Raw genomic sequence first — 22,173 nt, forward strand, 5'->3', positions numbered from 1 at the left:
CGCGTTGCAAGCCTGTGAGCTGGCTCTCTACGCTGGTGGACGTGGCAGAGGCGCCCGAACCGGAGCTGCTGCGCGACCCCGAGTCGTACGCGCGGCTGCTGGAGCACGTCCGCGAAGCGGTGCTCCAGGGCGTTCCCGGGCCCCGGTCGCCACGCTCGGTCGTCTCCGACTCGTGGAACCGCTCGCTCGCCGCGCGCGTCGACCCGGACGAGGGCGAAGCGCCGTTCGTCTTCGACACCGACGCCCTCGCTTCGCTGCGTGAAGCCCATCCGCTGGCGCCGGTATTGCCGGTGCTGCGGCAGATGCTGGTGAGCATCGCCGACGACGCCGAGCACGTGATGATCGTGACCGACGCCGACGGCCTGATCCTGTGGCGCGAGGGCGAAACGGCCCAGCTCCTGCGCGGCGACCGCGTCGGCCTCACCGAAGGCACGCGCTGGAGCGAGGCGGCGATCGGCACGAACGCCATGGGCACGGCCCTGGCCACCGGCGAACCGGTGCAGATCTACTCGGCCGAGCACCTGGTCCGGCGCTACCACACGTGGACGTGCGCGGCGGCGCCCGTGCGCGACCCCGAGACCGGCGTCCTGCTCGGCTCCATCGACGTCAGCGGGCCGCTGCGCACGGTCCACCCGGCGATGATCTCACTGGTCACAGCCACGGCGCAGCTCGCCGAAGGCCAGCTGCGCGCCCACCTCGCGGTCCGCGACGAACGCCTGCGGCGCGCCAACATGCCGCACCTGGAAGCCCTGCGCGGACGCCCCGGCGCCCTGCTCTCGGCCGGCGGGCGGGTGCTGGCGGCCCAGGCGTGCCTGCTGCCGTCCACAGTGGACGTCCGGCGCGGCGGCGGGACGGTCGCCCTGCCCGACGGCCGCCTCGCCACGGTGGAGCCCCTGGCGGAGGGCTACCTGCTCCGGCTCGCGTCCGGCGGCGTCGGGCAGCGCTCCCGCCTGCGCCTCGGCTACCTGTCCGACGGCGCACACTCGACCACAGTGGACGGTCGCGAGGTGCCGATGACGTTGCGCCACGCGGAAATCCTGACGCTGCTGGCCCTGCACCCGAACGGCCTCTCCGCGGAACGGCTGGCGCTGCAGCTCTACGGCGAGACGGGCAACCCGGTGACGGTCCGCGCGGAGATCCACCGCCTGCGCTCCCAGCTGGGCGCGACGGTGGTGCAGACGCGCCCGTACCGCCTGGCGGCCGACGTCGACGCGGACTTCGCCCGGGCGCGGACGGCGTTGCGCGGCGGTTCGCCGTCCGACGTCCTGCGCGTCTTCCGCGGGCCGCTGCTGCCGGAGTCGGAAGCGCCCGCGATCCGCGAGGAACGCGAGTCCCTCACGGCTCAAGTGCGTCAGGTGGCGTTGAACAGCGGCGACCCGGGCGTGCTGTGGTCGTTCTGGGAGACGGCGTGCGGGGTGGACGACTTCGCGGTGCTGGACGCCCTGCTGAAGACGCTCCCGGCGGCCGACCCGCGGCGGGCCGCCGTCTCGGCCCACCGCGCCCGGCTCGCCTGAGGCGTCAGGGCTTGAGGCCGGTCACGCCCCGGCCGGTCGCCATGTCGAACGGCACCGACGCCTGGTCGTGGACGATGACCCAGCCGTTCTCCCGCTTCCGCAGGACGAACGTGGCGCGGACCCACATCCCGTCGACCGCCGTCCCGTCGCGCAGGGTGCCGCTGACCCGGCCGAAGCCGTGTCCGACGGCCAGGTCGGTGCTCAGGATGAGCGTGAGGTCGCGCAGCTCGTAGTCCACCTCTTCGAAGAGGGTGAAGACCTTGGCCCAGTTCTTCAGCTTCGCGTCGATCCCGACGTGCTGCAGCGGCGGCTCGACGTCGAAGGACACGACGTCCTCGGCGTAGACCCGCCTGAGCGCGTCGAGGTCCTTGGCTCGCAGTCCTTCGACGATCTTGCCGATGTGCTGCCTGACTTCCGATTCGTGCGTCATGCCAGTACGACGGAGTGCCCCGCCGGATTGTGACGACCCGATGTAGACAGCGTCTACACAAGTTTGATAGACAGTGTCCACAAGGTGAACCACGGGTTACGGAGATCGGAATGAGCTACCACCGTTTCGTCGTCCTCGGCGACAGCTGCGCCGAAGGTCTCGACGACCCGTACCCGGACCAGCGGGCCTACCGGGGCTGGGCGGACTTCGTCGCCGCCCGGCTCGCCCAGGACGAGCCCGCCTTCCGGTACGCCAACCTGGCCGTCCGCGGCCGCCGGCTCGACCAGATCGTCCCCGAGCAGGTCCCCGCGGCCACCCGGCTCGAGCCCGACCTCGTCGCGCTCTTCGGCGGCGGCAACGACGTCATGAGCCGCGGCTGGGACGCGCGGACCGTCGCCCGGCGGGTCGACGCCGCCATCCGGGCCTGCACCGAGATCTCGCCGGTCGTCGTCACCTTCACCCTCAGCGACATCTCCCACCGGATGCCGCTCGGGCACCGGATGCGGCCGCGGATCGTCGCGCTCAACGAAGCCATCCGCGAGGCCGCCGTCAGCTACGGCGCGCTGCTCATCGACCTCTGGCCCGACCAGGCCGTCACCGACTCGCGGTACTTCGGCGCCGACCGGCTCCACCTCTCCGCGCACGGCCACCGCCGGCTCGCCGCCTACGTCCTCGGTCTGCTCGGCGTCAGCCACGACCCCGCGTGGCTCGATCCGCTGCCCGGCGTCGCGGCACCGGCCGGCTGGCGTGCCGACGCGCACTGGCTGCTGCGCGAGGTCCTGCCGGTCGCCGTGACCCGCACGCGCAACCGGATGATCGGCCGCCAGCCCGGCGACGGCTTCTTCCCGAAGCGCCCGGACCTGCTCCCCATGACCCGGGACGAGGCATGGGCACCCGGCAACGCCTGATCGACACCGCGTCCGAGCTGCTGGCCGGCGAAGGCGTCGACGCGGTGACGCTGCGCGGGATCGCGAAGGCCGCCGGCGTTTCGCACGGCGCCCCGCTGCGGCACTTCTCCGGCCGCGCCGAACTGCTGTCCGCCGTGGCGACGCGCGGGTACGCCGACCTGCTCGCCCGCCGGGAGACGCTGCCGGGGAACTCGCCGCGGGAGCGGCTGACCGCCGCCTGTCACAGCTACCTCGACTTCGCGCTGACCAACCCGGCGATGTTCGAGCTGATGTTCCGCCGCGACCTGGTCGACGCGGACGACCCGGCGCTGTCGGCGGCGGCGAGCGCGGTGTTCGACACCTTCGCCGTGCTGGTGGCGGCGGTGCCGACGCCGATCGCGCGGTCGGGCGCCGACCTGCGGCTGGTCGCGGCGTCACTGTGGGCGGCGTTGCACGGCCTCGCGCAGCTGTGGCTGTGGGGCGGGCTGGCCGGGGCGAGCTTCGCGCCGTCGCCGGAGTCGGCGCTGGCCGTCACGCTCGACGCGTACCTGAACTGAGCGCCCGACATCACCGCGGGCACACCGCTACTGAGCGCCCGGCGAAGAGGGCGCACCAAAGCCCTCCCCCTTGCCTTGGGTTGGGACCCCCTCTCCACCGAGCCGGGCGAGGTTAGCGATGAGTGACCACGCAGCGGAAGCAACCGGCGACGCAGTGCTGGGTAAACCTTGGCGGTACTCCTCGGGGTCCGCCTACCGCGAAAGATCGACCAGGTAGCTTCGCAGCGTGCCGGGACTCCTTCGCGCGCGGCCGCTGCTCGCCGACACCGTGCTCGCGGTCGTCGTCGCGGCGTACCAGCTCATCGGCGCGACCGACCTCGGCGGGCACTTCGGCGACCACGCGCGGCCGCTCGGTCTGGTCCTCGCCGTCGTCAGCGCACTGCCCCTCGCGCTGCGCCGGCGGTTCCCGATCCCGGCGCTGGTGGCGTGCGTCGTCCTGATGGGACTGTTCTACGGCCTCGGCTTCCGGTCGCAGCTCGGCCAGCTCAGCGTGGTCGTGGCCGCGTACACCGTGTGGGCGCACTGCCGGTACCGGGACGCGCTGCTCGTGACGGTCCTCGGCCTGGCCGCCTACGAGACGTCGATGCTGTTCGGCAGCCCGGTCTCCCCGGTCGGCGACTCGCTGCTGGCGCTGCTGCTCGCCGCCGGGATCGCGGCGATCGGGCGCGCCGCCTACGTGCGCGGCCACCGCTTGCGCGACGCCGAGGAGACCCTCGCCGAGGAGCGCGTCCGGATCGCGCACGAGCTGCACGACGTCGTCTCGCACCACCTTTCGGTGATCGCGGTGCAGGCCAACCTCGCGCGGTACGTCTTCGAGTCGGCGCCGGACACCGCGCGGACGGCGCTGGACACGATCACCGGCACGACGACCGAAGCGCTCGACGAGCTGCGACGCCTCCTGAGCGTCCTGCGCCCACCGCAGCACGTGCCGGCGGAGTACCGGCCGCAGCCCGGGCTCGCCGACCTGGACGCGCTCGCCGCGCGGGTCCGCGACGCCGGGATCCCGGTCGAGGTGACCATCACCGGCTCGCCGCGGCCGTTGCCGCCGGGCCAGCAGCTGTGCGCGTTCCGCGTCGCGCAGGAGGCGCTGACGAACGTGCTCAAGCACGCCGGTTCCCCGGCTTCGCTGACGCTCGAGTACCGGCCGGCCGAGCTGGTGCTCAGCGTGACGGACGCGGGCGGGCGCGCGGTCGTGCCGAACCCGGCCGGGCACGGGCTGGTCGGCATGCGCGAACGCGCCCGGATGTACGGTGGCGTGATCGAGATCGGTCCCCGTGACCCGGCCAGGTTCGCCGTCGTGCTGACCCTGCCCTACCCCAGCCGCCCGTCGCCCGAACCGCAGGAGCCCGAGTGACCAGCGTGCTGGTGGTCGACGACCAGGACCTCGTCCGCGCCGGGTTCGCCGCACTCCTGGCCGCCGTGCCGGGCATCGACGTCATCGGCGAAGCAAGCGACGGCCTCGAAGCCGTCTCGAAGGCGGCGGCCCTGCGTCCCGACGTCGTCCTGATGGACATCCGGCTGCCCGAGCTGGACGGCGTCCGGGCGACCGAGCGGATCCTCGCGTCGGCGTCGCCGCGACCCAGCGTGATCATGCTGACGGTGTTCGACCTCGACGAGTACGTCTACGCGGCGTTGCGCGCGGGCGCGTCGGGCTTCCTGCTCAAGGACAGCCCGCCGGCGACGCTGGTCGCGGGCATCCACGCGGCCGCCCACGGCGACATGCTGTTCGGCCCGACGATCACCCGCCGGCTGGTGGAGGCGTTCACCGCGGCGGCGCCTGCCACCGCACCGGAGCTGCCGGGGCTGACCGACCGCGAGCGGCAGGTGCTGCGGTCCGTCGGCACGGGCGCGACGAACGGCGCCATCGCGGCCGAGCTGGGCGTCAGCGAGGCGACGGTGAAGACGCACCTCAACCGCCTGATGGCGAAGCTGGGCATCTCGAGCCGGGCGCAGGCGGTCGTCGTGGCGTACGAAACCGGGCTGGTGTCGCCGGGCGACACGCGCACCCGGTGCGCGCGTCCGAACACCTGATCGAATACCCTGCGTCCATGACCGAGTCAGACCCGCAGCTCGAGCGCATCCGCAAGCTGCTGGCCAAGGCCGAGGACCCGGCGGTCACCGAGGCGGAGGCCGAGGCCTACAACACGAAGGCCGCCGAGCTGGTCGCGCGCTACGGGATCGACCAGGCGATGCTGGCCGCGTCCGGGGCGAGCTCGGACGAGATCGGCACGCTGAAGATCCCGATGAACGATCCTTACAGCCGTGACAAGGCGAGCCTGCTGACCTCGGTCGCCTACCCGCTGCGCTGTCGCACGCTGCTGCACCGGTTCGGCCAGAAGGTCGACAGCGTCACCGTGTTCGGCTACCGCTCCGACCTCGGCCGGGTCGAGCTGCTGTTCACCAGCTTGTTGTTGCAGGCGAGCACGCAGCTGACGCGCGTCCGGCCGGACGGTTTCTTCCCCGGCGAGTCCCTCGCCGCCTACCGCCGCACGTGGCTGCACGGTTTCGCCCGCGCGGTGCACGAGCGGCTGTCCCACGCGGAACAGGAAGCGGTCCGCACGGCGGCGCCCGGCGAGCGGTCGGCCGAGCTGGTCGTCCGCGACCGCGCCCAGCTGGTGCAGCACGCGTTCGACTCCGAGTACGGCGACCTACGTTCCGCCGCACCCCGGCGACTGTCCGGCAGCGGCTACCTCGACGGCCACGACGCCGGCACGCGCGCGAACCTGGACCCGTCCGCGTTGACCCGGCGCCAGAAGGCCCTGCGCTAAGCCTCAGGGATCACCCCGATACCCCGTCGTCTCACCACCTGCTAACTTTTGTTGGCATGTGGACCACGGGCGACGAGCTCCTGCGGCAGCTGGGCGCCCTCGGCAACCCGCACCGGCTGCGGATCGTCGCCGCCCTGCGCGTCGAACGCACCTATGTCAGCAAGCTCGCGCGCGAGCTGCGGATCAGCCGCGCGCTGCTGCAGGTCCACCTGCGCAAGCTCGAAGCCGCGGGCCTGGTCGAGGCCAGCTTCGAGGTCGGCGAAGACGGCAAAACCCTGCGGTTCTACGAGCTCACGCCGTTCTCCGTCGTATTGACACCCGAAACCATCGCGGCCGCCGTGCCGACACTGACCACACCGGAATCCGTCCAGGGGGACGGCCAGGAGGGACGGACATGAACTGGCACCAGTGGCAGGAGATCATCGGCGTGACCGGGGTCTTCGTCCTGATCACCGTCGTGCTGTCGATCGCGATCGTGCAGCTCGCCTCGACCTGGCGCGCCAAGGCCGCGCTCGCCCGCGAGGACGAATACCGGAGCCTCGCCGAGAAAGCCGTGCGGTCCCAAGAGGAAACCGAACGGCAGCTCCGCGACGTCCAGGACCGCCTGCGGTCCATCGAGCACGTACTCAAGGAGGTCGACTGACCTGAGGCCCTGGACCGCCGAGCGGCAACTCGGCGGCCCAGGAAGAAGAAGCACCCACTCGCCCGAGGGCGAGCTCTCATCGGATCACTCCTTCACGGAAGGACTTTAGTTCATGCTGCCCGCAACCACGCCCGTGGTCGAACGCGTCGCGCACTGGTCGGCGCGCCACCGCGCCGCGGCGATCTTCGGCTGGCTGGCGCTCGTCGCGCTCGCCGGGGTCATCGGCACCTTCGCCCCCGGCACCGACGCGCGGTCGAGCCCGGCCGGCGACGCCGGAACCGGTCAAGCCGTCCTCGACCGGCAATCCACGCACGAACCGTTCTGGGAGAACGTCCTGGTACCACGGGATTCTCCAGCCGTCGCCGACTTGGTGACGACGTTGTCGGCGTCCGGCGCGGTCGCCGACATCCGCTCCCCGCTCGACGACCCGGCCCAGGTCTCCGCCGACGGCCGGTCCGGCCTGGTCACCTTCCGGATCCTCGGTACCGGCCCGGAAATCAAGCCGAACCTCGCGACGGCGACCGCGGCCGTCGACGCGGTGGCCGCCCGCCATCCGGACGCCCGGCTCGCGCAGGCCGGCGACCTCAGCGTGTCCGGCGCGGTCGACAAGAGCATCAAGGAGGACATCGCGCGGTCCGAGACGCGCTCGCTGCCGCTCACCCTGCTGATCCTGCTGGCCGTGTTCGGCTCGCTCGTCGCGGCGGCGATCCCGGTCCTGCTCGCGGGCACCACGGTGCTCGCGACGGTCGGGCTTCTGTCCGCAGTGGACAATGTGATTCCCGTCAACAGTGCCACTTCCTCGATGACCTTGCTGATCGGCATGGCCGTCGGCGTCGACTACTCGCTGTTCTTCCTCCGCCGCGTGCGGGAGGAACGCGCGCACGGCGTCGCCGAGTCGCTCCGGATCGCCGCCCGGACGTCCGGGCACGTGATCGTCGTGTCGGGACTGACCGTGGCGCTGTGCGTGACCGGGCTGCTGTTCACCGGGCTCGACAACCTCCGCGGCCTGACCGTGAGCACGATCATCGTCGTCGGCCTCGCCGTGCTGGCGTCGGTGACCGTCCTTCCCGCGACGCTCTCGCTGCTCGGCACCCGCGTCGATCGCCTCCGGATCCCGTTGCTGGGCAAGCGTGGCACGCGCTCGCGGTTCTGGGCCGGCGTCGCCTCGATCGTGACTCGGCGGCCGAAGCTGTGGACCGGGATCGCCGCCGGGCTGCTGGTGTTGCTCGCGCTTCCCGCAGCCGGCATCCGGCTGCAGGACCCGGCGCCGACCGAGAGCCTGCCGCGCACCATCCCGGTGATCGACGCGGCCGCGCGCGTCCAGGAAGCGTTTCCCGGGGTGACGATGCCGGCGCACGTCGTGCTCTGGAGCGACCGGGGCCCGGCCGACACCCCCGCGGTCCGCCGGGCGGTCGACGAGCTCACCGCCCGGACGCCGAAGCCCGCGGTCGTGGTCCCGGTGGACGACGCGCTCGTCGTGCGGATCCCGCTCGGCGGCACCGGGAACGACGAAGCAGCCGACCGGACGTTGACGGCGTTGCGGGAAACCCTGCTGCCCCAGACGATCGGCCGTCTGGACGGCGTCCACTTCGCCGTCGCGGGCCGGACCGCGGAGGCGCACGACTTCACCGCGCAGGTGCTCGCGCGGGCGCCGTACGTCTTCGGGTTCATCCTGCTGCTCGCGTTCGTGCTGCTGCTGGTCGTGTTCCGCTCGGTCGCGGTGCCGGCGGTGTCGATCCTGCTCAACCTGCTCTCGGTCGGCGCCGCTTACGGCGTGCTCACGCTCGTGTTCCAAGACGGCTTTCTCGCACCACTGCTGGGTTTCACACCCTACGGCGGCGTGCTGGGCTGGCTCCCGATGTTCCTGTTCGTGCTGTTGTTCGGGCTGAGCACGGACTACCACGTCTTCATCCTCAGCCGGATCCGCGAACGACGGCGGGCGGGCAGTGACGCGCGAACAGCGATCGTCGAAGGCACCGCGCGCAGCTCCGGCGTCGTGACGAGCGCCGCGCTGATCATGACCGGCGTGTTCAGCATCTTCCTGAGCCTCGCGGCGATCGAGTACAAGATGCTCGGGCTCGGCATGGCGGTCGCGATCCTGCTCGACGCGACGCTCGTGCGTGGCGTGCTCCTGCCCGCGGCACTGGCCTTGTTCGGCGACCGGCTCTGGCGCACCGAAGCTGTAGCATACCTTAAAGATCCCTCCAGAACTCTTCACTTGTCCTGACAGATCACTTTCGGCACGGTGGACAGCGTGACTGGATGGGTGCGTATCGCCGTTCTGGCCCTGCTGTGGGGCTCGGGCTTCCTGTGGATCAAGCTGGCCCTGACCGGGCTGAGCCCCGTCCACCTCACGCTGATCCGCTGCGCGCTCGGCGCGTTGACACTGCTGGCCATGGCCTTCGCGACCGGCCAGCGCCTGCCGCGCGACCGGCGGACGTGGGGCCGGCTGGTCGTCGCGGCGTTCTTCTGCAACGCTCTGCCGTTCGCGCTCTTCGGCATCGGCGAACGCACGGTGGACTCCGGCGTCGCGGGCGTCATGAACGCCACGACGCCGTTGTGGTCACTGCTGATCGGCGTCGCGCTCGGCACGGACCGCCGCCTCGGCCCGGCCCGGTTGCTCGGGCTGGGCCTCGGCTTCGCCGGCGTGCTGGTGATCTTCGCGCCGTGGCAGCAGGCGGGCCTGCTGAGCGGCGGCGCGCTCGCCCTGCTCGGTGCCGGCCTCAGCTACGCGATCGCGTTCGCTTACATGGCCCGGAAACTGCCGCCCGCCGGCGCACCGCTCGCGCTCTCGGCCGCCCAGCTGATGACGGCGACGGCGTTGACCGCGGTGGCCCTCCCCGCGTCCGGCGAGGCCCCGCACCTGAACCTGACCGCGGTCGTGGCGGTGACGATCCTCGGCGTCTTCGGGACCGGCATCACCTTCTACCTCAACTACCGGGTCCTCACCGACGAAGGCCCGACGGCCGCCGCGACCGTCGGCTACCTGCTCCCGGTGGTGTCGGTCGCCCTCGGCGCGCTCGTCCTCGGCGAACCGCTGACGCCGAGGGTCGTCGGCGGCATGGTGATCGTGCTGGCCGCGGTCGGCCTGACGCGCCGGCCGGCTCAGGCGAAGGCGCCGGCGAGCTCACCCGGCGGCCTCGCGACCCCGAAGTAGTCGCCCGTGCCCAGGTCCGCGCCGGCCGTGCTCCACCAGCTCGCCTGGTCTTCGGTGCGGATCCCGTCGACGACGAGCGTGGCGCCGACCTGGCGGACCAGCGGCACCAGCGCACCCAGGAACGTCGACTCCGAGCGCGCCTGCCACTCCGCGAGCCGCCGGTCGACGCGGACGATGTCGACCGGCAGGTCCTCGACCGCCCGCAGGTCGCCCGGCCCGAGCCCGAACTCGTCGAGCATGACGCGGACCCCGAGACCGGCGATCGTCGTGACGTTCTCGCGGACGCCGGACACCGGCAGCGCGCCGACCGGGACGCCGAGCGTCAGCTGTTCCGGCGGCAGGCCGGTGTCCGCGAGCAGCCGCGTCACGCGCGTGCCGAGGGCTTCGTCGGTCACCTGGTTCCCGGTGAGCCCGGCGACCACCGGCAGCCGGGAACCCGCGCGCTGCCGCCACCATTCGCCCTGACTGCCGGCCGCGCGCAGCAGCCAGTTCCCGAGCGGCAGCACGAACCCGGTCGACTCGGCGAGCTCCGCGCAGCGTTCGTGCGCCAGCGGCCGTCCGTCCGGCCGGTCCCAGTGCAGGCGGGCCTCGAACCCGGCGACCTCGCCGTCGGCCAGCCGGGTCAGCGGCCGGTAGCGCACCCCGATCTCGCCGTTCTCCCAGGCGCCGGCCATGCCGACGGCCAGCGCCTGCGTCCGCCGGTCCTGGGCGTCGGCGTCCTGGTCGAACATCTTCCACTGCCCGCGCCGGTGCGCCTTGGCCCGCCGCAGCGTCTGGTCGGCCGCGCGCAGCAGCTGCGCCGGGTCGATGCCCTTCGCCGGCCGGTGCACCACGCCCGCGCTGGCCGACAGCGCGAGCCCGTGGCCGTCGACGAAGAACGGCTCGGCGAGCTCGTCGTTGATCGCGCGCACGATGGAGTCGATGTCCGGCGTCTTCGCCGAGTTCTCGACGAGGATGCCGAACTCGTCGGCGTGGAACCGCGCGATCATGGACCGCTCGCGGGCCATGACGGCCTTGAGCCGCTGGGCGAAGTGCACCAGCAGCTGCTCGCCGACGCGGGTGCCGAGGCTGTTGCAGACCATGCCGAACGAGTCGAGGTCGACGTGGAAGAGGGTGACGCCGTACTCCGGGTCGGCGCGCCGCAGCGCCGCCTCGAGGTGGGTGCCGAAGTACTGGCGGTTCGGCAGGCCGGTCAGCACGTCGTGCAGGGCCTGGCGGCTCAGCTCACCCTGCAGCAGCATCAGCTCGGTGCCGTCCTCCACCACGAAGACGAAGTGGGCGGGCCGGTCTTCGGCGTCCCGCAGCAGCGACGCGGTGAGCGAGATGCGGGCGACGTCACCATCCTTGCGCAGCAGCCGCTGGGAGAGCCGGATCCGGTCGCGGCCGCCGTCGGCCAGCGCCGCCAGCTCCTCGCGGAGGACCTCGGCGGTCTCCGGGTGCACGTGGTCGGCCAGCCGCGTCCCGGTCAGCTCGCCCGCCGGGTGCCCGAGCATCTCGGCCAGCGCGGCGTTCGCCCGCACGATCCGGCCGTCGAGGGCGACCAGCGCGACGCCGCTCGCGGACGACGTCACGACCTCGTCGAAGCGCGCTTCACTCTGCTTGAGGTTCCATTGCGCGTCTCGCACCGCCTTGAGCAGCGAGAGGTGCATGATCTCCTGCTGGTCGAGGACGCTGCGCTCGTGCGCTGTCAGAAAGCCGCAGGAGACCGCACCCAGCGCCAGCACGATCCGTTCGGCGAAGCGGTCCACCGGCTGCAGTTCGGGCAGCCGCGGCAGGCCCTTCCCGAGGACTTCGAGGGTGCACCGCAGTCCCGGCTCGCCGACGTAGCCGAGCCCGACCAGCCGCGCGCCGATCCGTTCGGCCGGCGCCGTGTCCGCGGACGTGCCGCTCAGCGACTCGACCAGCGTGTCGAGCATTCCCCGCAGTTCTCCGTCGAGCAGCTCCCGGCTCAGCGAAACGACGGTCACGCCGCTGAGCAGGTACGCCCATTTCCGGGCGAGCACGGTCCGCCCGCGTTCCGGGTCGGCGTTCGCCGGGTGCTCCGGCAGTTTTTCGATCATCGGCATTTCGCGGCGTCCGCTCAGCTCTTTCGGCCGATTCCGGCGTAGACGAGCATGTTCATCTCGGCCGCGGCGGCGATGTCCGCCGGCCCGGCCGGCCGCCATTCGCCGCAGCCGACCAGTCCCGGTTCGATGATTTCGAAACCGGTGAACAGCCGGGACACCTGGTCGTGCGTTCGCAGCGTCACCTGATCGGGACTCCGGCTTTCCTTGATCAATTCGGTCGCTTCTCCGAGATTTTCGCCTTGGTGGTCGCCGGTCACGTGGGTGATCGCGAGAAAACTTCCCGGCGCCAATACCGAACTGTAGCGCGCGACGAGGTCGAGCGGATCGGATTCGTCGGGAACCCAATGCAACATCAACAACATCAGCAGTCCGACCGGTTTATCGAAGTCGAGCAAACCGCGCACCGATGGTGCATCGAAAATCTTTTCGGGGTCCCGCATATCGGCCTGCACAATCGCTGCACGATCGTTGCCGGCCAGCATCAGTTCACTGTGGGCGACCGCCACCGGGTCGCGATCGACGTACACCACCCGGCAGTCCGGGCTTTCGGCCTGGGCGACCTCGTGCACGTTCGCCACCGTGGGAATACCGGAGCCGATGTCGAGGAACTGCCGGATCCCCTGGCCGGTCAGGTACCGCACCGCGCGGCCGAGAAACGCGCGGTTCACGCGCGCCGCGTCGCGCAGCCCGGGCATCGCGTGTTCGATCTGTTCCCCCACCGCGCGATCGACGGCGAAGTTGTGCCCGCCGCCCAGCATGAAGTCGTAAGTGCGCGCCATGCTGGGCACGGAGATATCAACACCCGGCGGAACCCATTCCGGCGATCGTGTCACGGAGAACACCTTCTCAGCGAAGTTTCGGTGCGAAAGAGCTTAGCGATTCCGCGTGGCACGTCCACTGCGCCATCTGCGTGAGCCCATACCACCCGATCGGGCACTGTCTTGTTCGACCGGACGCGCCTACCGTAGGCCGTCGCCTTGGGAAATCCACACAATGGCGTAACAAGGAGTCCGCATGAGCGTCCCGGTGGCCCCCGGCCGGTGGCCTTTTCTCGGGCACACTCCGGCACTGCTGCGGCAACGCTCCGCATTCACCGATTCCCTGCACGAACACGGGGAAATCGTCAAACTCCACCTCGGCCCGATGCCCGCTTACTTCGTCACCAGTCCGCGACTGGCTCACGAAGTGCTGGTCACGGCGGGGCCGAAGTTCCGCAAGGGCGTCATGTTCGACAAGTTCAAGCCGTTCGTCGGCAACGGCTTGGTGCTTTCGAACGGCGACTTCCACCTCCGGCAGCGGCGCCTGATGCAGCCGGCGTTCCACCGCGACCGCCTGGCCGCGTACGCCGGGACCATGCGGCGCGCGGCGACCGAGCTGAGCGATTCGTGGCAGGCGGGCGAAGTGCGACCGCTCGACGAAGACCTGCAGGAGCTCGCGGTGACGATCGTCGGCGAGGCCCTGTTCTCCACGGAAATCGGGAAAGCGGCGGTCGACGAAGCCCGCCGGTCCATTTACCTCATCATCCAGCAGGGAATGATTCGCGCGTTGTCCCCGAAGTTCGTCGAAAACCTGCCGATACCCGGCAACCGGCGGTTCGACGAGGCCATCGAGCGCATGCGGGAAATCGTCGTCGAGGTCATCCGCGACTGGCGCACCGAGAGCGTCGACCGCGGCGACCTGCTTTCGACGCTCTTACTGGCCGGCATGACCGACGAGCAGGCCCGCGACGAGGTGCTCACGCTGCTCACCGGCGGCATCGAGACGACCGCGCTCGCGCTGTCCTGGACGTTCCACGAGCTCGGCCGGCACCCGGACATCGAGGCGCGCGTGCACGCCGAAGTCGACGAGGTGCTGGGCGGCCGTCCGGTCACCGTCGACGACATCCCCCGGCTGACCTACGTCCGGCAGGTGATCGACGAGGTGCTGCGCTGCTACTCGCTCTGGATGCTGATGCGCCGCACGCTCGAAGAGGTCGACCTCGGCGGCACGCGGATCCCCGCGGGCGCCGAGGTGATCGTCAGCCCGCACGCCCTGCACCACGATCCCGCGTCCTACCCCGACCCGGACCGGTTCGACCCCGACCGCTGGACTCCCGAACGGATGGCGCACCTGCCCAAGGGCGCGTTCGTCCCGTTCGGCGCCGGCGGGCGGCAGTGCATCGGAAACCGCTTCGCCCAGAACGAAATCGTCATCACGGTGGCGACGGTGGCCGCGCGCTGGCGGCTGGTCCCGGTCCCGGGCCGGCCGGTGCGCGTGAAGTTCACCTCCGCCGCCTACCCGGACAACCTGCCGATGACGGTCGTCCCCCGTCGCTAGTTGGAGGTCTTTCCCCGTGCTACGCCGTTTTTGTGCTGTCCTCGTGCTGTTCGCGGCCACGCTGTTCGTGCCCGCGCCGGCCCAGGCGGCGGTAACCTGCGAGGACCTGTACGTCCCGGTCACGGTGGCGCTCCTGCCGCAGACGATGCACGGCCGCCTGTGCACCCCGGCCGGCGCGTCGACGGTGGTGGTCCTCATCCCCGGCGGCACGTACAACGCGTCCTATTGGGACATCGGCTACACGCCGGCGACCCGGTCGTTCCGCCTGGCGGTGAACCAGGCGGGGATCGCGACGCTCGCCCTCGACCGCCTCGGCACCGGCCAGAGCTCGAAACCGTTGAGCGCGTTGCTGAGCGCCTCGGTCCAGGCGACCGCGGCGCACGCGGTGGTCCAGTCGGTGCGCCCGAGGTTCGCGAAGGTGGTCATCGGCGGCCACTCGATCGGCTCGGCGATGGCGATGATCGAGGCGGGCCGCTACCGCGACGTCGACGGCGTGCTCGTCACCGGGATGACGCACCGGATGAACCTGGTCAGCGTGGTTCCGACGCTGGCCCAGATGATCCCGGCACCCCTGGACCCGGCGGTCCCCGGCCGCGACGCGGGCTACCTGACGACCGACCCGGGCACCCGCTACGCGGCGTTCCACACACCGGGCCCGTACGACGCCGCGGCGATCGCCTACGACGAGTCCACAAAGGACGTGTTCGCGGCGACGGAGGCGGTGGACAGCCTGACGCTGACCACGGTGGTCACCCCGGCATCCCAGCAGATCACGGCCCCGGTCCTGTTGGTGGTCGGCAACGACCCGAACTTCTGCGGTCTCCTGGGAAGCGATTGTTCGTCCCCGCAGGCGTTGCGAGCGTCCGAGGCGCCGTTCTTCGGAACGTCACAGCTGCAGACGTACATCCTGAACGGCTACGGCCACGCGATCAACTACGCCCCGAACGCCCCGACGTACTTCGGCGTGGTGGGAAACTGGCTGAAAGCGCTCCAGTAACGACGAAGCTCACGAGCGCGACCCTCATTCGGCGAGAGGGGAGCGCTCGATGATCGACTACGCCCACCAGCACCACGTCCTGGACGCGTGCGTCCGCGGCGAGCACCGCGAGGAGTCGGTGGCGGCGCTGCGTCGCTACTTCGACCAGCGCCGCTACACCGGCCGCTGGTTCGAGCGTTTCGCCGGCGGCGGCGACGGCCCATCGGTGGCCAACACGGTGACCGAAGCCGACGTCCTGGCGCTGAACTTCCTCAGCATCACGAGCCTCGCCGAAGTCGCGATCGACACGACCATGACGTACTCCCACCAGATCCGCGAGCTGCTGGAACAGATCCCGGCGGACATCCCCATGCATTCGGCCCCGTGGTCGGCCTACGAGCCGGGCGCACCGGCCCACAGCCTGTGGGAACTGTTCCGCCAATGCGGCGGCAAGCACCGCCCGGTGACGGCGTCCAAGCTCCTGGCCCGCAAGCGCCCCGGCCTGACCCCGGTGTACGACAGCCGCGTGAAGGCCATCCTCAAGGCACCCACGAGCCCGTGGAACTGCCTGTGGAGCTGGTTCCACACGGACCCGACCAGGGCATCGGCGGTGGCGGAACTACGCACGGAAGCGGGCGGCATCGAGGACATCACCCTGCTGCGCTGCCTGGACGTCGTCCTCTGGATGAAAGGCCGGACACGGACGTGAGCTGAACCGGTGTGCCGTCCGATCGCCGGCTGACGATCGGACGGCACGTACCTACCAGGTGACCGGCAACTCGTGAACACCGTAGATGTTCATGTCGGTCCGCAGCTTCACCTCTCCGGCGGGGATGGCGAGCCGGAGAGAGGGGAAGCGGCGCAGCAGGCCGTCGAACCCGGCGCGCATCTCGATGCGGGCCAGTTGCTGCCCCAGGCACTGGTGCACGCCGTGGCCGAACGACAGCAGCCCCCGCGCGTTGCGGTGGATGTCCAGCACGTCCGGCTCCGGGAATCGTCGCGGGTCGCGGTTGGCGGCCAGCAGCGACACGACGACCGTCGATCCTTTGAGGATCGTTTCGCCCTCGAGTGAAAGGTCCTCCGTCGCGTAACGGAAGAAGATGTCGGCCACGGACAGGTACCGCAGCAGCTCCTCCACCGCCCCCGGCATCAACGACGGATCCGCCCGCAGCGAAGTCAGCTCCGCCGGGTGCTCCAGCAACGCGAAAGTGCCCAGGGACAGCATGTTCGCCGTGGTCTCGTGCCCGGCGATCAGCAGCAGGAACGCCGCCCCGGTCAGCTCCTCGATCGTGAGGTCCTCGTGGCGGGCCAGGTCCGAGAGGATGTCCTCGCCCGGCGAAGACCGCTTGCTCGTGACCAGTTCGGACAGATACGTGTTCAGCGCGATGTACGCGCCCATCTTCTCTTCGAGCGTCTGGTCCCGGACCATGAACTGCGCCGAGTTCGCCTGGAACGAAGCACGGTCCTCGTAGGCGACGCCGAGCAGCTCGCAGATCACCAGCGACGGCACCGGCAACGCGAACTCCGCCACCAGGTCCACCGGACCCGCGAGGCTCGCGAGGTGGTCCAGCTGCCGCTCGACGATCTCGGCGACGTGCTCTTCGAGCTGCTTCATCCGCTTGACGGTGAAAGCGCCGGTCAGCCGCTTGCGCAGCCGGCCGTGGTCGGGCGGGTCCATCGCGATGAACATGCCCGGCAGCTGCGGGGACGGCTCGGTCGCGACGGGCATGCCGGGTGTCTCGTACGGCACGTGGACGACGTCGAGGTCCAGCCGCGAGCTGAACCGCGTGTCGGCCATCATCTGCCGCACCGCTTCGTAGCCGGTGACCAGCCAGCCCTCGTGCCCGTCCGGGAAGACCATCGGACTGACCGGCCGCACCGAGCGCAGCCGGGTGATCTCGCGGGGCGGGTCGAACGGACCCGCGTCGCGCTCCATCGGGAGTCCCTGCGGGATGTCCATCGGAGGTCCTTTCGTGGTGGTTGTGCCGATCACCATCGCCGCCGGACCTGACACGGCGCTGACACGGCCCAGACACCCAGGGCGCCCGTGGCATCATCAGCCTGGTGCAGATCGGGATACTGGGGTCATTCGAAGTTCGCGCGGACGACGGCGTCGTGGCCGACGTGCCGGGCGCCCGGCTGCGCGGACTGCTGATCGCGCTCGCGCTGGAGCCGGGCCGGGTGGTGCCGAAGGCGACGCTCGTCGACTGGATCTGGGGCGAGAACCCGCCCGCCGACGCGGCGAACGCGTTGCAGCGCTTGGTTTCCCGCTTGCGGAAGGTGCTTCCGGACGGCGAGGTCGAGGGCCGTCCCGCCGGCTACCGGCTGACCGTCGACCCCGACGCCGTCGACGCCGTGCGGTTCGAACGCCTCGTCACCCAGGCCGGTGACGACGTCCGGCAGCTGCGCGAGGCGCTGGCGTTGTGGCGGGGCGCAGCCATGCAGGACGTCGGCCTGACCGAGAGCGCCGCGTTCGACGCCGCGGTCACCCGGCTCGAAGGACTCCGGCTGGCCGCCCTCGAGGACCGATTCGACGCGGAGACCGACTTCGGCCAGGGCATCGTCACCGAGCTCACCGACCTGGTGGCCGCGCACCCGGCCCGGGAGCGGCTCGTCGGCGCGTTGATGCGCGGCCTGGTCGCGACCGGCCGGGACACCGAGGCCTTGCGCGTCTACGAGCGCACGCGCGAGACGCTGGCCGACGAACTGGGCGTCGACCCGTCGCCGGAGCTGGCCGCACTGCACGTCGCACTGCTGCGCGGCGAACTGACCCGGCGCGAAGAGCCCCGCAAGACGAACCTGCGCGCCGAGCTGACCAGTTACGTCGGCAAGGACGACGACGTCGCCGCCGTCCGCGGGCTCGTCACCGGGCACCGGCTCACCACGCTGGTCGGGCCGGGCGGCTCGGGCAAGACGCGGCTGGCCACCGAAACCGCGCGCACGATGCTCGACGGCGTGCCGGACGGCGTCTGGCTCGTCGAGCTGGCGCCCACCGAGGGCGATGTCGCCCAGGCGACGCTTTCCGCGCTCAAGCTGCGCGACGCCCTGCTCGGCGACACCTCGGACGTCGAGCCGATCGACCGGGTCATCGCGGCCGTCCGCGACCGGGACCTGGTGCTGGTCCTGGACAACTGCGAGCACGTGATCGAGTCCGCGGCGGCCTTCGCCCACCGCGTGCTCGGCGAGTGCCGCCGGCTGCGGATCCTCGCGACGAGCCGGGAACCCCTGGGCATCACCGGCGAGGCGCTCTGGCCGGTCGCGCCGCTCGTCCTGCCCGCCGAGGACGCCGACCCGGACAAGATCGAGTCCGCGCCGGCCGTCCGGCTGCTGCGCGACCGGGCTCAAGCGGTGCGCACGGACCTCGCTTCCGACGCCGCGACGCTGTCGACGCTCGCCCGCGTCTGCCGGGCGCTGGACGGGATGCCGCTGGCCATCGAGCTCGCCGCGGCCCGCCTGCGCACGATGTCCCTCGATCAGCTCGCCAACCGCCTCGACGACCGGTTCCGCCTGCTGACCGGCGGCAGCCGCACCGCGCTGCCGCGGCACCGGACGCTGCGCGCGGTGATCGACTGGAGCTGGGAACTGCTTTCCGACGACGAACGCGTCGTCCTCTGCCGGCTTTCGGTGTTCGCCGGTGGCGCGAGCCTGGAAGCGGCCGAGCGGGTCTGCGGCAGCGACGCGGCCGAGGAGCTGCTGACCGCGCTGGCCGAGAAGTCGCTGGTGGTCACCGAAGGCGATCAAGCGCCGCGCTACCGGATGCTCGGCACGATCAAGGAGTACGCGGAGCAGCGGCTCGCCGAGGCCGGGAACACGGACTCGGCGCGTCGGGCGCACCTCTTGTACTTCACCGAACTCGCCGAAAGCGCGGAGCCGCACCTTCGCCGTGCGGACCAGCTGAGGTGGCTCGCCACCCTCGACGCCGAACACGACAACATGGCCGCCGCGATGCGCGGGGCCCTCGTGGCGGGCGAAGCGCCCGAAGCGATGCGGCTCGCGGCGGCCGCGGGCTGGTACTGGTGGCTCGCCGGGCACAAGACCGAGGGCAACGAGCTGCTCATGGCGGCCGCCGCCCTGCCCGGCGAGGTGCCCGACGAAATCCGCGCCACGGTGTACTCGTTCGTCACGGGCTTCCTGACGTCCGGCCGGGAAAGCGACCAGTTCCAGGCAGCGGACTGGATCCACCAGGTCCACGAGCTCAGCGGCCGGATCGAGCGCCCGCACCCGGCGGTGTCGCTGGTCGCCGCGCTGGAACGCATGCTGCGGTCGCCGGAGGACTTCCTGCCCGCCTGGGAACCGCTGCTCGCCGACGACGACCCGTGGGTCCGCGGCCTCGCCCGGCTGCAGCTCGGCAAGATGCGGATCCAGCTCGGCGGCGACGAGCAGGAGGCGGACGGCTTCCTCGAGACGGCGCTGACCGAGTTCCGCGCGCTCGGCGAGCGGTGGGGGACGTCGTTCGCCCTGACCGAACTGGCCGACCGGATCGCCATGCGCGGCGAGTTCGCCGGCGCGTGCGAGCACTACGAGCAGGCGATCGTCGTCGTCACCGAGGTCGGCGCGACCGAGGACATCGTGCGGATGCGGTCGCGGCAGGCCCAGCTGTACTGGCTGTCGGGGGACGAGGAAGCCAGCGCGGCGGCGATGGCCGAGGCGCAGCGGCTCGCGGAACGGGTCGCGTGGCCGGAGGCGCTGACCGAGCTGGCCCTGGCGAAGGCGGAGCTCGCTCGCTGGAGCGGCGACGCCGTCCAGGCCCGCCGGCAGCTCGACGTCGCGACGGAGATGCTGGGCACGGCGGCCGAGCGGGCGAACATCCAGGTGACGACCCAGGATCTCCTCGGCTACCTCGCCGAGGACCTCGGCGAAGCCCGCGACCACCGCGTCGCGGCCTTCCGGGCGGCGACGGAGGCGGGGACCGCGCCGATGATCGCGCAGGTGCTCGTCGGGATCGCGGACCTGGCCCTGCGGCGCGAGGAGTACGAACAGGCCGCGCGGCTGCTCGCGGCGAGCGTGGGCGTGCGCGGCGTGCCGGACCGCGCGCAGCCGGACGTCGCCCGGATCGAGCGGGCCACGCGGAATCGCCTCGGTGACACGAAGTTCACCGAGGCGACTCAGGAGGGAACGCGGGCGAGCTGGCGCGAGCTGGCCGAAGTCACGCTCGCTTCTTGAACGTCGACCGGGCCCACAGGTAGCCGACCAGGGCGATGCCGACACACCAGGCGATCGCGGCGATCGCGTAACCGGCCGACGGCGTGCCGTTGAGCAGTCCGCGCACGGTTTCGATGATCGGCGTGAAGGGCTGGTACTCCGCGAACTGCCGCAGGCCCGGGCCCATCTTGTCCGCCGGGGCGATCGCACTGCTGAAGAACGGCAGCATGACCAGCGGCACCGAAGCCATGCCCGCCGTCTCCGGGGACTTGGCGAACAGTCCCAAAGCGACAGTCAGCCAGCCGGCCGCGAAGGCGAGCAGCAGGACCATGCCGACGACGCCCAGCCAGTCGAGGAAGCTCGCGTGGGGACGGAAGCCCAGCGCGAACGCCACCCCGACGAGGGCCACGATGGCGACGACGTTCGTCAGGACGCTGGCGACGACGTGCCCGGTCAGCACCGCGCCGCGCGAGACGTCCATGACCTTGAAGCGGTTGATGATGCCCTTCGTCATATCGGAGTTCACCGACGTCGCGGTGGCGCCGAGCCCGTAGCAGATGGCGAGCAGCATCAGGCCGGGCGTCGCGTAGTCGACGTAGTTCACGCCGACGTCGAAGGCGTCTCCCAGCATGTACACGAACATCAGCATGATCACGATCGGCATCAGGACCGCGTTGAACACCGAAGTCGGGTTCCGGGCGACGTGCTTGAAGTTGCGGCGCAACATGACCGTCGAGTGGGTGCTCATTTCGCTGCGACCTCCGTGCTGTGGCCCGTCAGGGCGAGGAAAACGTCGTCGAGATCAGGGGTGTGGACGGAAAACTCGTCGGCGGTGATGGCGTACTCGTCGAGCCGGTCGAGCAGGCCCCGCAGTGACTTGGTGCCGCCGTCGCCGGGAACCCGCAGGGTCAGCGTCTCGTCGTCACGCGTGGAGCCGGCGATGACCCGCGCGGCGGCGTCGAGCTCCGAGATGGCGGTGAACCGGAGCCGGACGTGCGTCCCGGGGATCTGCCGCTTGAGCTCGTCGGGCGTGCCCTGGGCGACGAGGCGCCCGCGGTCGAGCACGGCGATCTTGTCGGCGAGCTGGTCGGCTTCGTCGAGGTACTGGGTGGTGAGGAAGATGGTGACGCCGTCGGCGACGAGGTCCTTGACGATGGACCACATGGTGCGCCGGCTGCGCGGGTCCAGGCCGGTCGTGGGCTCGTCGAGGAAGATGATCCGCGGGTCACCGACGAGCGTCATGGCGAGGTCGAGCTTCCGGCGCATGCCCCCGGAGTAGGTCGAGGTGGGCTTCCCGGCCGACTCGGTGAGCTCGAACCGCTCGAGCAGATCTGCGACGACCCGCTTCCCGTTCTTGACCGGGCTCAGGTCCACCATGAGCTGCAGGTTTTCCTGCCCGGTGAGCAGTTCATCGACGGCGGCGAACTGCCCGGTGACGCCAATGGCCTTCCGAACGGCCTTGGCCTCGGTGTCGACGTCATGCCCGGCGACGCGCACGGAGCCGCCGTCGGCCTGCGCCAGGGTGGTGAGGATGTTGACGGTGGTGGTCTTCCCGGCCCCGTTCGGACCGAGCAGCGAGAAAACACTCCCGGCGGCAACATCCAGATCGATGCCGTCCAGGACGACTTTGTCTTGGTAGGACTTCCGCAGCCCCGCCGCGGTGATCGCTGAAGTGGTCATGGGAGGACTGTGATCCCCCGCCCTGACACGAACCTGA

20 protein-coding genes are annotated in these 22,173 nt (G+C 71.1%); 14 read left to right on the plus strand and 6 right to left on the minus strand.

Annotation, left to right across the window (positions count from 1 at the left end; translation table 11 throughout):
* Positions 1 to 41 precede the first annotated feature (41 nt).
* Entirely contained in the window at positions 42 to 1,514 is a 1,473-nt protein-coding gene (locus tag ACZ7PG_RS27375) for a helix-turn-helix domain-containing protein (RefSeq protein WP_470241916.1), read from the plus strand.
* A 4-nt stretch (positions 1,515 to 1,518) separates the two neighbouring features.
* Here ACZ7PG_RS27375 and ACZ7PG_RS27380 read toward each other — a convergent pair whose 3' ends face one another.
* Positions 1,519 to 1,944 carry a YybH family protein gene (locus tag ACZ7PG_RS27380; protein ID WP_470241917.1) on the minus strand — a complete coding sequence of 142 codons (426 nt, stop codon included), beginning with the start codon at positions 1,942 to 1,944 and terminating at the stop codon, positions 1,519 to 1,521.
* Between the two features lie 110 nt (positions 1,945 to 2,054).
* Here ACZ7PG_RS27380 and ACZ7PG_RS27385 point away from each other — a divergent pair, with 110 nt between their 5' ends.
* From ACZ7PG_RS27385 to ACZ7PG_RS27425, 9 genes are all read left to right on the plus strand, one after another.
* A complete protein-coding gene (locus ACZ7PG_RS27385; protein ID WP_470241918.1) occupies positions 2,055 to 2,852 on the plus strand; it encodes an SGNH/GDSL hydrolase family protein in 798 nt (265 codons plus the stop codon).
* Positions 2,831 to 3,388: a TetR/AcrR family transcriptional regulator gene (locus ACZ7PG_RS27390; RefSeq protein ID WP_470241919.1), complete on the plus strand. Its 558-nt coding sequence runs from the start codon at positions 2,831 to 2,833 to the stop codon at positions 3,386 to 3,388. The genes ACZ7PG_RS27385 and ACZ7PG_RS27390 overlap by 22 nt, the downstream gene beginning before the upstream one ends.
* Before the next feature lie 226 nt (positions 3,389 to 3,614).
* A complete protein-coding gene (locus ACZ7PG_RS27395) occupies positions 3,615 to 4,742 on the plus strand; it encodes a sensor histidine kinase (RefSeq protein WP_470241920.1) in 1,128 nt (375 codons plus the stop codon).
* On the plus strand, positions 4,739 to 5,419 hold the full coding sequence (locus ACZ7PG_RS27400) for a response regulator (protein WP_470241921.1): 681 nt from the start codon (positions 4,739 to 4,741) through the stop codon (positions 5,417 to 5,419). Before ACZ7PG_RS27395 ends, ACZ7PG_RS27400 begins: the two co-directional genes overlap by 4 nt.
* 17 nt (positions 5,420 to 5,436) lie before the next feature.
* Positions 5,437 to 6,156 carry a DUF2786 domain-containing protein gene (locus ACZ7PG_RS27405; RefSeq protein ID WP_470241922.1) on the plus strand — a complete coding sequence of 240 codons (720 nt, stop codon included), beginning with the start codon at positions 5,437 to 5,439 and terminating at the stop codon, positions 6,154 to 6,156.
* Positions 6,157 to 6,212: 56 nt separating this feature from the next.
* Complete coding sequence (locus tag ACZ7PG_RS27410) at positions 6,213 to 6,554, plus strand: ArsR/SmtB family transcription factor (protein WP_470241923.1); 342 nt, start codon at positions 6,213 to 6,215, stop codon at positions 6,552 to 6,554.
* Positions 6,551 to 6,799: a hypothetical protein gene (locus ACZ7PG_RS27415; RefSeq protein WP_470241924.1), complete on the plus strand. Its 249-nt coding sequence runs from the start codon at positions 6,551 to 6,553 to the stop codon at positions 6,797 to 6,799. Before ACZ7PG_RS27410 ends, ACZ7PG_RS27415 begins: the two co-directional genes overlap by 4 nt.
* A gap of 112 nt (positions 6,800 to 6,911) precedes the next feature.
* The gene (locus ACZ7PG_RS27420) at positions 6,912 to 9,026 is read left to right on the plus strand and encodes an MMPL family transporter (RefSeq protein WP_470241925.1); all 2,115 of its coding nucleotides are present in this window, start codon (positions 6,912 to 6,914) and stop codon (positions 9,024 to 9,026) included.
* A 39-nt stretch (positions 9,027 to 9,065) separates the two neighbouring features.
* Positions 9,066 to 9,956: a DMT family transporter gene (locus tag ACZ7PG_RS27425; protein WP_470241926.1), complete on the plus strand. Its 891-nt coding sequence runs from the start codon at positions 9,066 to 9,068 to the stop codon at positions 9,954 to 9,956.
* Here the strand turns inward: ACZ7PG_RS27425 and ACZ7PG_RS27430 are convergent.
* Both ACZ7PG_RS27430 and ACZ7PG_RS27435 read right to left on the minus strand, forming a co-directional pair.
* Positions 9,905 to 12,022, minus strand: coding sequence for a putative bifunctional diguanylate cyclase/phosphodiesterase (locus ACZ7PG_RS27430; protein ID WP_470241927.1), 2,118 nt, complete (start codon positions 12,020 to 12,022; stop codon positions 9,905 to 9,907). The genes ACZ7PG_RS27425 and ACZ7PG_RS27430 overlap by 52 nt on opposite strands.
* Positions 12,023 to 12,036: 14 nt before the next feature.
* Positions 12,037 to 12,855: an SAM-dependent methyltransferase gene (locus ACZ7PG_RS27435; protein WP_470241928.1), complete on the minus strand. Its 819-nt coding sequence runs from the start codon at positions 12,853 to 12,855 to the stop codon at positions 12,037 to 12,039.
* A 181-nt stretch (positions 12,856 to 13,036) separates the two neighbouring features.
* Between ACZ7PG_RS27435 and ACZ7PG_RS27440 the strand changes: the two genes are divergently transcribed.
* The 3 genes from ACZ7PG_RS27440 to ACZ7PG_RS27450 all read left to right on the plus strand — a co-directional run bounded on the left by ACZ7PG_RS27440 (position 13,037) and on the right by ACZ7PG_RS27450 (position 16,023).
* Entirely contained in the window at positions 13,037 to 14,338 is a 1,302-nt protein-coding gene (locus ACZ7PG_RS27440) for a cytochrome P450 (RefSeq protein ID WP_470241929.1), read from the plus strand.
* Between the two features lie 124 nt (positions 14,339 to 14,462).
* On the plus strand, positions 14,463 to 15,335 hold the full coding sequence (locus ACZ7PG_RS27445; RefSeq protein WP_470242429.1) for an alpha/beta fold hydrolase: 873 nt from the start codon (positions 14,463 to 14,465) through the stop codon (positions 15,333 to 15,335).
* A 49-nt stretch (positions 15,336 to 15,384) separates the two neighbouring features.
* Positions 15,385 to 16,023 carry a DUF6308 family protein gene (locus ACZ7PG_RS27450; protein ID WP_470241930.1) on the plus strand — a complete coding sequence of 213 codons (639 nt, stop codon included), beginning with the start codon at positions 15,385 to 15,387 and terminating at the stop codon, positions 16,021 to 16,023.
* Between the two features lie 51 nt (positions 16,024 to 16,074).
* Here the strand turns inward: ACZ7PG_RS27450 and ACZ7PG_RS27455 are convergent, their stop codons facing one another.
* Positions 16,075 to 17,274: a cytochrome P450 gene (locus tag ACZ7PG_RS27455; protein WP_470241931.1), complete on the minus strand. Its 1,200-nt coding sequence runs from the start codon at positions 17,272 to 17,274 to the stop codon at positions 16,075 to 16,077.
* 104 nt (positions 17,275 to 17,378) lie between these two features.
* Between ACZ7PG_RS27455 and ACZ7PG_RS27460 the strand changes: the two genes are divergently transcribed.
* The gene (locus ACZ7PG_RS27460) at positions 17,379 to 20,477 is read left to right on the plus strand and encodes an AfsR/SARP family transcriptional regulator (RefSeq protein WP_470241932.1); all 3,099 of its coding nucleotides are present in this window, start codon (positions 17,379 to 17,381) and stop codon (positions 20,475 to 20,477) included.
* Here ACZ7PG_RS27460 and ACZ7PG_RS27465 read toward each other — a convergent pair.
* Both ACZ7PG_RS27465 and ACZ7PG_RS27470 read right to left on the minus strand, forming a co-directional pair.
* On the minus strand, positions 20,461 to 21,204 hold the full coding sequence (locus tag ACZ7PG_RS27465; RefSeq protein WP_470241933.1) for an ABC transporter permease: 744 nt from the start codon (positions 21,202 to 21,204) through the stop codon (positions 20,461 to 20,463). The genes ACZ7PG_RS27460 and ACZ7PG_RS27465 overlap by 17 nt on opposite strands.
* Positions 21,201 to 22,136, minus strand: a complete 936-nt coding sequence (locus ACZ7PG_RS27470) for an ATP-binding cassette domain-containing protein (RefSeq protein WP_470241934.1) — start codon at positions 22,134 to 22,136, stop codon at positions 21,201 to 21,203. Before ACZ7PG_RS27470 ends, ACZ7PG_RS27465 begins: the two co-directional genes overlap by 4 nt.
* Between the last annotated feature and the right edge of the window lie 37 nt (positions 22,137 to 22,173).

Source organism: Amycolatopsis sp. NPDC114504 (genome assembly GCF_055633595.1).

Excerpts from the sequence above, each read along its gene's own strand:
- ACZ7PG_RS27440 (WP_470241929.1), top strand. The coding sequence starts at position 13,037 with ATGAGCGTCCCGGTGGCCCCCGGCCGGTGGCCTTTTCTCGGGCACACT.
- ACZ7PG_RS27450 (WP_470241930.1), top strand. The coding sequence starts at position 15,385 with ATGATCGACTACGCCCACCAGCACCACGTCCTGGACGCGTGCGTCCGC.
- ACZ7PG_RS27455 (WP_470241931.1), bottom strand. The coding sequence starts at position 17,274 with ATGGACATCCCGCAGGGACTCCCGATGGAGCGCGACGCGGGTCCGTTC.
- ACZ7PG_RS27415 (WP_470241924.1), top strand. The coding sequence starts at position 6,551 with ATGAACTGGCACCAGTGGCAGGAGATCATCGGCGTGACCGGGGTCTTC.
- ACZ7PG_RS27405 (WP_470241922.1), top strand. The coding sequence starts at position 5,437 with ATGACCGAGTCAGACCCGCAGCTCGAGCGCATCCGCAAGCTGCTGGCC.
- ACZ7PG_RS27420 (WP_470241925.1), top strand. The coding sequence starts at position 6,912 with ATGCTGCCCGCAACCACGCCCGTGGTCGAACGCGTCGCGCACTGGTCG.
- ACZ7PG_RS27430 (WP_470241927.1), bottom strand. The coding sequence starts at position 12,022 with ATGCCGATGATCGAAAAACTGCCGGAGCACCCGGCGAACGCCGACCCG.
- ACZ7PG_RS27465 (WP_470241933.1), bottom strand. The coding sequence starts at position 21,204 with ATGAGCACCCACTCGACGGTCATGTTGCGCCGCAACTTCAAGCACGTC.
- ACZ7PG_RS27390 (WP_470241919.1), top strand. The coding sequence starts at position 2,831 with ATGGGCACCCGGCAACGCCTGATCGACACCGCGTCCGAGCTGCTGGCC.
- ACZ7PG_RS27470 (WP_470241934.1), bottom strand. The coding sequence starts at position 22,136 with ATGACCACTTCAGCGATCACCGCGGCGGGGCTGCGGAAGTCCTACCAA.
- ACZ7PG_RS27410 (WP_470241923.1), top strand. The coding sequence starts at position 6,213 with ATGTGGACCACGGGCGACGAGCTCCTGCGGCAGCTGGGCGCCCTCGGC.
- ACZ7PG_RS27385 (WP_470241918.1), top strand. The coding sequence starts at position 2,055 with ATGAGCTACCACCGTTTCGTCGTCCTCGGCGACAGCTGCGCCGAAGGT.
- ACZ7PG_RS27380 (WP_470241917.1), bottom strand. The coding sequence starts at position 1,944 with ATGACGCACGAATCGGAAGTCAGGCAGCACATCGGCAAGATCGTCGAA.